Here is an 8,088-nt window from a genome sequence, read left to right on the forward strand (position 1 = left end):
AAAAGCAACAATCTCAAGCTGCTTAACGAATAAAATGTCTCTGTTTGATTTGTCTATTTTCTTGACATAGTACCACTCATACTCTTTTGTATTTTCATAAAAACGAGTAATACTTAAAGGAATCTTTGCCATGTCAAATCCCTCACTATGAAAATCGTTCATATTATCAACTAAACCTTTGTATTCCTTGCTATCTATTAAACTTCTGTTATGTAAAAATGCTTCACCAACTGTCGTATTTCCTCTTAACCTGCTCATTGGTTTCCCGTAATATTTATAATTCGGAGCAGTCTTTTCAATCATCCAGCCGACAAATGCGGGTAACGCTACTCCAATTCCATTGGCAACACCGTGAATCCAAACCATTTGAGCAATTGTAATCGTCAGTACATGTTTCAAATTCCCATATGAATATATAAGCGAAAACATAATTGTTACCATGAGTGTACTAGACGATATGATCAGAAGAACCTTTGCACTAATAGCATTAAATGTCGTACGCCAAACATAAATCCCATAACTATAAATAGCGCATAAATATAGGAACACTGCAAAAAATTCAAATACTCTTGAGTACGTAATTCCTATTGCAACTGTCATAGGTGAAATGACGATGACAAACATAATAGCATCATATACTTTACTTCTCTTTTCTCTTTTCCTCCCAATTAAACCAGCTGATAACGGCAATAGAAATGCCGAATAATGAAAGTGTGCAGCTGTAAGCAAAACAATGTCGGAACTAAAGTGCATAATGGAAAGCTTTGCTACAGAAGCAAAAAACCAGAAACCACCTAAAAACAAATACATAAACGCACTATCGATAGCTGTCTCCTCTAACGGTTTCCATCCTCTTTCTAGCACTCTACTTACACCGAATAACGCAACGATTCCTGTATATACAAACCAAAGTAATGCAAAGAAATAGTGATTTGTTACGAAAGCTAACATTGCACTAATTGCTGCGATTGGATATAAAAGCGATACTAGTTTATAAAAGGATACATATGATCCACTTCTTGTCTTTTTATCAAGAATGCAAAATGACATCGGTATAAATAACAAAATAGATAATAAAATAATTGCTTCAACTGGGTTTACATTTGTCCACTCACATATTAGAAAAACAATATAACAAGCAAGCCCAACTATTATATTTTTCATATCATTTATTTCCTCTCCACAAATGTTCCCTTATATGAAAATAATGAACCGATTAACGGATTGCGTACTTGTACATGAATTCGAAAGCATTGTCGTGTTTCATCATAACTTTCTACAATGTTGGCCTCTCCGTATAAGACTCTAGGTAACGGGACTTTTCTGCCAAACATGTAAAACCATTGTTTCTTTGAGGAAATATGCATTGCCCCCACCTCATCAATATGAAAATTCAATGTAGAAACAAGTATGTGTGGTTCACCAAAACAATCTACAATTTCATTATTCTCTTCATCCAACTGCATAACGGCGTTAAAATATCTTTTCTTATTGTGAAAATAAAAAGTACGATTCCACCGCACAAGTTCATGTCCATGTTCATCCCGCTCAGCGGTATTATGTATTGTAAATGGCACTTCCTTCCCTCGCTCAGAGAAAAACATACGGAACTTTGATGCAATTTTTAATATGAATTTTACGAAAAAAGAACCACCATAAATCTCATCCATCTTTCCTTCTCCAATAAAACTATTTTCTTCTGTAATTTCATAGCGTTTCTGTAATTTTGGATGTAGTTTTTTATAAGAATCCCCTAATAGTCTTTCATACATATTAACCATACATTATCCCTTTCTCTTCCTCTTGCAATTTTTTGAGCTTGGCAAGTTCGTGCTATTTATATAACCGACAATTGATAATCCCATGATTAGAACGTTTAATGTAATTGGATTAAACGGCTCTGTAAAACTTGCAATATTCGTAATCCCTGCCGCTATCGTTAAGGCTATTAACATAAAAATATGTACGATAAATACTTTTCGTTTTGGAAATGGCAACAGCCATATGACACCAAAAATAATTTCTAACAATCCAATTATTCTAAGTACAAAAATACTATGTTCAGTTGAACCAATTATCACAGATAGCATTTTTACTTCTTCTGAATGGGTAAACATTAGTTTCGGTACTATTCCTTGATACATCCATACAAATGCAAATAAAAAACATACGAGCCAATATGTCATTGTTCTTCTAATTAGTAACCTAGGGTGCAATCCCTTTTCTAACCATAATTTTAAAGCATCAAAGCTCCAAGCAGTCGCCCAGCCTAATAACGGCCGAAACATATAAAAATCTATTACATTCCCTATACGATCAAACCTCGTATCATAATCATATTGCGTCTCAAAATGAATGTGTTCTTTACGAGGGGTATACTTCCAATAACCACGCCCTGTTTGAATAAGAGATAATCTATTATCCGTCCAAAATTTTAAAGAAGAAATACGTTCTCCCGTTTCTTTTCTTATTTCACCTATCGATTCTCCTTCCCCAGCTATTTCAAGTCCAAATCCGATCTTTGTTTTATATAAAAACTTCTGTGGTTCTCCTTCTTTTTTCTCTAAATATGAAATTTCAGTAAAGCGAGTATCCCATTCTGTATGTATATGTGGTTCTTGCGTGTATTCCCATAATTTCTCCATTGTTGTGTTCATTTCTGCCGAAACATAAATAGGCTTTTTCCCCTTCATTCTTCCACCTCCAATGCACTATAATTTTAATGTACATGCAATGAATTTATTTTGCTACATTTTTCACAAACTTTCTCAGAAACAGAAAGAATTTTTAAAATATATATAAAACACTTGATTCCCCGAAAAATTTAAATTATTATAAAACAAATGTTACCAACAACTTCATAAATCAAACACTCTCGCCTAAAACGTGAGATAGAGGTTGCGATACTTATGAGTATTCTAATGGAGACACAGAGATGTCTATGAAATTAGATGAAAGGAAGTATTGCCGAAATCGATACATTTCTCTGCATTTATCGATTGGGGCTGTTTTCGAATAGAAACAGAACTGTCATATGTACAGACGTGTATGTATGAAGAGCTATCTACAAAAAAGAGATATCATTTTTATGGTATTCCTTTTTTGGCGGTTTTTTTATTAGCTCCGTTTTCTGTTTCCCTTTTCCTGTAACAGCACCATCCTCACTTATTTGAGATGGTGTTTTTTGTTTTTTCTCTGGTAACTACAGGAATATTGGGATCTATATATGTCCTAATCTATTCTTAAAAATGGATGAAAGAAGGAATTCGTAATGGAAACGATTGTACAAAAATTTGGTGGCACTTCTGTTGGAAGCGTTGAGCGCATTCAACATGTAGCAAATTTAATTATTGAAGAATATGAACGAGGACATAGCATCGTCTCTGTCGTTTCAGCAATGGGAAAAAGCACAGATGAACTCGTAGCACTTGCTAACGCGATTTCAGAAAATCCGAGTAAACGCGAAATGGATATGCTTCTATCAACAGGAGAGCAAGTGACTATTTCATTATTAACGATGGCACTACAAGCAAAAGGCTATAACGCGACTTCATTAACTGGATGGCAAGCTGGTATTACGACAGAATCTGTACATAGTAGTGCACGGATTACTGAAATTAATACTGATCGAATTCAGTCTTATCTTACTGAAGGCACGATTGTTATTGTAGCTGGCTTCCAAGGAGTTAGTGAAAAGCATGAAATTACAACACTTGGCCGCGGTGGTTCTGATACAACTGCTGTTGCATTAGCTGCTGCACTGAAAGCAAAAAAATGTGATATTTACACGGATGTGACCGGTGTTTATTCGACGGACCCACGAGTTGTAAAAAATGCTTATAAATTAGATGAAATTTCTTATGATGAAATGTTGGAACTTGCAAATCTCGGTGCTGGTGTATTACATCCGCGTGCTGTTGAGTTTGCTAAAAATCACAATGTCATGTTAGAAGTTCGCTCAAGTATGGAACGAGAAAATGGAACAATTGTAAAAGGAGAATGTAACATGGAACAACAATCAATCGTTAAAGGTATTGCATTTGAAGATAATATTACACGCGTCACAATGAAAGGATTAGAACAAGGTGCACTTTCAACAGTTTTCTCTACATTAGCAGCGGCACATATTAATGTAGATATCATCATTCAAAGTATTACAAATGAAGGAACTGTTCACCTCTCCTTCTCAATCCATTCTAATGATTTAAAAGAAACATTAGAGGTATTGGAACAAAATCAAGAAACACTTCACTATGAATCTGTAGAATATGAAAATCATTTAGCAAAAGTATCCATTGTAGGATCTGGTATGGTCTCTAATCCAGGTGTTGCTGCAAATATGTTCACTACTTTAAAAGAAGAAGATATTCATATTAAAATGGTAAGTACATCAGAAATTAAAGTGTCTGTCGTTATTGACCGCCTTCATTTAGTAATAGATGTCGAGGCACTACATCAATCATTTATGGCAAAAATTGAGCCTTTAGTACAGATGAGTTAGTTTCCACTAGTAAAACTTAAAGCAAATTATATGAATCTATTTCTTTCCTAATATTAATAGAAATAGGGTGGAAATATTTTACGGGGGAGTCGAAGTTATATTATCGAATAGCAACTACATTATCAAATTCTTAAAATGATAGCATTCTCGAAATAAAGTTCGCGCATATTTCAATAGTAGAGGGTTTAAAAAGTGTTGTTCGTTAACAAAATGTTTTATACTATACCCGAAAACACCTTGTCACATTTTCCTACACTGTGACAAGGTGTTTTTTGTTTAGAAGAGATTTTAGTATAATTATGAGGAGAATTAACTAATAAAATTATACATATAAGGAGATAAAGACTATGGCAAACAACAGATTACTAAGAATGGACAATGTCAGCATCGTTGTAGAATCCCTTGATAACGCAATCTCTTTCTTCGAGGAGATTGGACTAAAACTCGAAGGGCGAGCTACTGTCGAAGGTGAATGGGCTGGTCGCGTAACAGGACTCGGTTCTCAGCGCGTAGAGATTGCTATGATGGTTACGCCAGATGGCCATAGCCGAATTGAACTTTCGCGATTTCTCACCCCACCTACTATAGCAGATCACCGGACAGCTCCTGTAAATGCCCTCGGTTATTTGCGCGTCATGTTCACCGTTGAAGACATTGACGAAATGGTATCGAGACTTACAAAGCATGGTGCTCAGCTCGTTGGCGAAGTAGTTCAGTACGAGGACTCATATCGACTCTGCTACATTCGTGGAACCGAAGGTATTTTAATCGGTTTGGCGGAAGAACTCGGTAACAAATAAGTAATGTTTTATATGAAGTCTTTGCCGAAGTAAAAATACTTGAAAGAACTTTACGCTTAATAAAACTTAGATTTTGAACCCCGTCCTAGCTTTAGAACGGGGTTATACTTGTTTGAGCTTTTTAACATACTATCAACATCCCGAAATCATTATAAAACAATTCAATTACTTGTTATACTCTTTCCTAGGAAATATAACGGACTCTTCTCACTTCTTATCATATATATCTTTTCTTTTAAAAAATGATCTGAACTCATTCAAAATAACTTTCTTCACGTCAGAGTAAAAAACCATCATGAATAGTGCAATTCCTAATAAAATCTCTTGCATTCCTTCATAATCAAGGAAAGCACTCACAATTAGCAAACCACATCCAATGTAGAAACCAAATTCATTCTCTTTCTCAAAATCTTCATCAATATGTATTTTCTCTTTTAAATTTTGGTTCCCTTTTATTAGCTCATCGAGCGTAACATTATACATTTCACTCAATAAGATCAAATTTTCAATATCAGGGCAACTTTTATCATTTTCCCACTTATATACCGCTTGCCGCGTTACACCAATTTTCTTAGCAACATCTTCCTGTGAAAACCCTTTTGACTCTCGTAATCTTTTAAGTTGTTGTCCTAAGCTCATAACGTCCCCTCCTTTAACAAATTATTACATAAAAGGATCCAAAAAAGAAAGAAACCATTAGTAAAACTCACTGTAAACCATTCGTTTACACAATAAAAAAGAGAGAATAACTCTTTGAGTTATTCTCTCTCCCTTCTATTAAAACAGATGAATGTTTTCTTTCTTGCAAGCTTCACGTAAATCGTCAGGCCATACAGAAGATTGAACTTCACCAATATGTGCTTTACGTAAGAAGTACATGCACATTCTTGATTGTCCAATACCACCGCCAATTGTTAACGGTAGTACGTCTTCTAAAATACCTTTATGGAAATCGTACTCACGTTTGAAGTCTTCACCTGTTTTCGTTAACTGCTCATCAAGTGATTTACTATCAACACGAATTCCCATTGATGATAATTCGAATGAAGATTGTAATACTGGGTGCCAGAATAAAATGTCACCGTTTAATTTCCAATCATCATAATCAGCTGCGCGTCCATCATGCTTTTCACCTGAACGAAGTGCATCACCAATTCCGATAATGAAGACTGCACCGTGTTCTTTCGCAATTGCATGTTCACGACCTTTCGGTGTTAATTCTGGATATTTATCTTCTAGTTCTTGGGAAGTGATGAAAACAATTTCTTCTGGTAAATACTTTCCAAGGAACGGATACTTTTCAAATAAGTGGTCTTCTAAATCTTTGAATATTCCATAAATTGTTTGTACTGTTTCTTGCAAGTAATCTACAGTACGCCATTCTTTTTGAACGATTTTTTCCCAATCCCATTGGTCAACGTAAATGGAATGTGTTGCATCAAGTTCTTCATCACGACGAATCGCGTTCATGTTTGTATATAAACCTTCACCAGCTTCATATCCGTATTCATGTAATGCGAATCTTTTCCACTTCGCTAGTGAGTGAACAATTTCTAATTCTTCTCCTGAATGTAACATATCAAATTCAATTGGACGTTCTACACCGTTTAAATGATCGTTTAATCCTGATTTTTTCGTTACGAATAATGGTGCAGATACGCGGAATAGTTCAAGGCGTTTTGCTAATTGATCCTCGAAAAATGTTTTAACTTCCTTAATTGCGATTTGAGTCTCTCTTACTGTCATTAATGATTGATACATGGTGGTTTCCTCCTAAAATGTTTGGATGTTGTGAAAAGAAGCCAACAAAAAAAGCCCTTCTTTCCCAAAAAACTGGGACGAAAGACTTTGGTTCCGCGGTACCACCCAAATTAGCAACAGAGGTTGCTCACTTATACAATACGGAGATGAAATATCTCGATACTGTTCTTCTTGTAACGGCGAAGTTCCCGGCTAAGTCTACTTTCCTGTAAAGGATTTCGGTTAGCAACTCCAGGAGGTTCTTCATAATAGGCTTCGTATCAGGCTCACACCACCCCTGACTCGCTTAAACTACTTCCTACTACTACTCGTCCTTTCATAGTCGTTTTGTTGTCACATCTCTGAAACATTTTATTAATGATTATTCTATACAAAAAATAAAGAAAGTCAACAAAAATTTAAAAATATTTTTCAATTCTTTATTTTACGGCTTTATTGATTGTTTTCAATATAACGTCTTCACTTCTTTTGTCTTGTCAATCCAAAAAACGTTTCACTAACCGAAACTAACATATACACAACAAGTAATGTAATCGTTCGAAATATAGAATCCGCAGTATTTCGTATTATTTTCATTTTCTTTGTAATTCCTTTCAGTTTACTTACAAATTCGTGTTATACTATAACATTCAAGCAGTTTATTTTTACTTAAAGCAATCATAGTCATTTATAAAGAGTATGTTCTAAATCATTGACTATTATCAAATAAGATTTTTATATAACGGAGTGATCATATGAGTAAAACGAAAGCAAAACCGAAAAAAGGTGTAGGGCAAGGTACAGGAAGTAAAGGATGGAATCGTTGGCAATCAAGTGCAAAGAAAAAGGCAGCTGCCAAGCCATATAAAAGTAAAGGTACAAAGAAGTAATTTAAATAACATTTGATTTCTTTACTTTGTACAATACAAAATATAATTATTACAACAAAAAAGCTATGCCCTTATACATTATGAAGTGACCCCTAAAAGTTAGACACGGTTATTTCATTAGGCAGCTTGATAAAAGTGAGTCCGGTATTGCACCGGG

Annotated in this window: 8 protein-coding genes, 1 riboswitch and 1 other annotated feature; of the genes, 3 read left to right on the forward strand and 5 right to left on the reverse strand. The window is 34.8% G+C overall.

Annotation, left to right across the window (positions count from 1 at the left end; all coding sequences use genetic code 11):
- From JDS99_RS29010 to JDS99_RS29020, 3 genes are all read right to left on the reverse strand, one after another.
- On the reverse strand, positions 1-1,164 hold a 1,164-nt coding region (locus JDS99_RS29010; protein WP_242475788.1), incomplete at its 3' end, for a YndJ family protein.
- 5 nt (positions 1,165-1,169) lie between these two features.
- The gene (locus tag JDS99_RS29015; RefSeq protein WP_199696251.1) at positions 1,170-1,781 is read right to left on the reverse strand and encodes a DUF4166 domain-containing protein; all 612 of its coding nucleotides are present in this window, start codon (positions 1,779-1,781) and stop codon (positions 1,170-1,172) included.
- A 3-nt stretch (positions 1,782-1,784) separates the two neighbouring features.
- Positions 1,785-2,693 carry a DoxX-like family protein gene (locus JDS99_RS29020; RefSeq protein WP_199696252.1) on the reverse strand — a complete coding sequence of 303 codons (909 nt, stop codon included), beginning with the start codon at positions 2,691-2,693 and terminating at the stop codon, positions 1,785-1,787.
- Between the two features lie 191 nt (positions 2,694-2,884).
- Positions 2,885-3,071, forward strand: a riboswitch (Lysine riboswitch).
- A gap of 200 nt (positions 3,072-3,271) precedes the next feature.
- Here JDS99_RS29020 and JDS99_RS29025 point away from each other — a divergent pair.
- Positions 3,272-4,501: an aspartate kinase gene (locus JDS99_RS29025; RefSeq protein WP_199696253.1), complete on the forward strand. Its 1,230-nt coding sequence runs from the start codon at positions 3,272-3,274 to the stop codon at positions 4,499-4,501.
- Positions 4,502-4,848: 347 nt separating this feature from the next.
- Positions 4,849-5,301, forward strand: coding sequence for a VOC family protein (locus tag JDS99_RS29030; RefSeq protein WP_087983092.1), 453 nt, complete (start codon positions 4,849-4,851; stop codon positions 5,299-5,301).
- Between the two features lie 207 nt (positions 5,302-5,508).
- Here the strand turns inward: JDS99_RS29030 and JDS99_RS29035 are convergent, their stop codons facing one another.
- The gene (locus JDS99_RS29035) at positions 5,509-5,940 is read right to left on the reverse strand and encodes a helix-turn-helix domain-containing protein (protein ID WP_097889342.1); all 432 of its coding nucleotides are present in this window, start codon (positions 5,938-5,940) and stop codon (positions 5,509-5,511) included.
- A gap of 138 nt (positions 5,941-6,078) precedes the next feature.
- Positions 6,079-7,062, reverse strand: coding sequence for an aspartate--ammonia ligase (asnA, locus tag JDS99_RS29040; protein ID WP_199696254.1), 984 nt, complete (start codon positions 7,060-7,062; stop codon positions 6,079-6,081).
- Between the two features lie 70 nt (positions 7,063-7,132).
- Positions 7,133-7,391: a binding site (T-box leader), on the reverse strand.
- A 405-nt stretch (positions 7,392-7,796) separates the two neighbouring features.
- Between asnA and JDS99_RS29045 the strand changes: the two genes are divergently transcribed.
- Positions 7,797-7,931, forward strand: a complete 135-nt coding sequence (locus tag JDS99_RS29045) for a DUF3934 domain-containing protein (protein WP_000047588.1) — start codon at positions 7,797-7,799, stop codon at positions 7,929-7,931.
- The last annotated feature ends 157 nt before the right edge of the window (positions 7,932-8,088 follow it).

It is taken from the genome of Bacillus cereus group sp. N6 (assembly GCF_016483705.1).
Classification (GTDB): Bacteria; Bacillota; Bacilli; order Bacillales; family Bacillaceae_G; genus Bacillus_A; species Bacillus_A wiedmannii.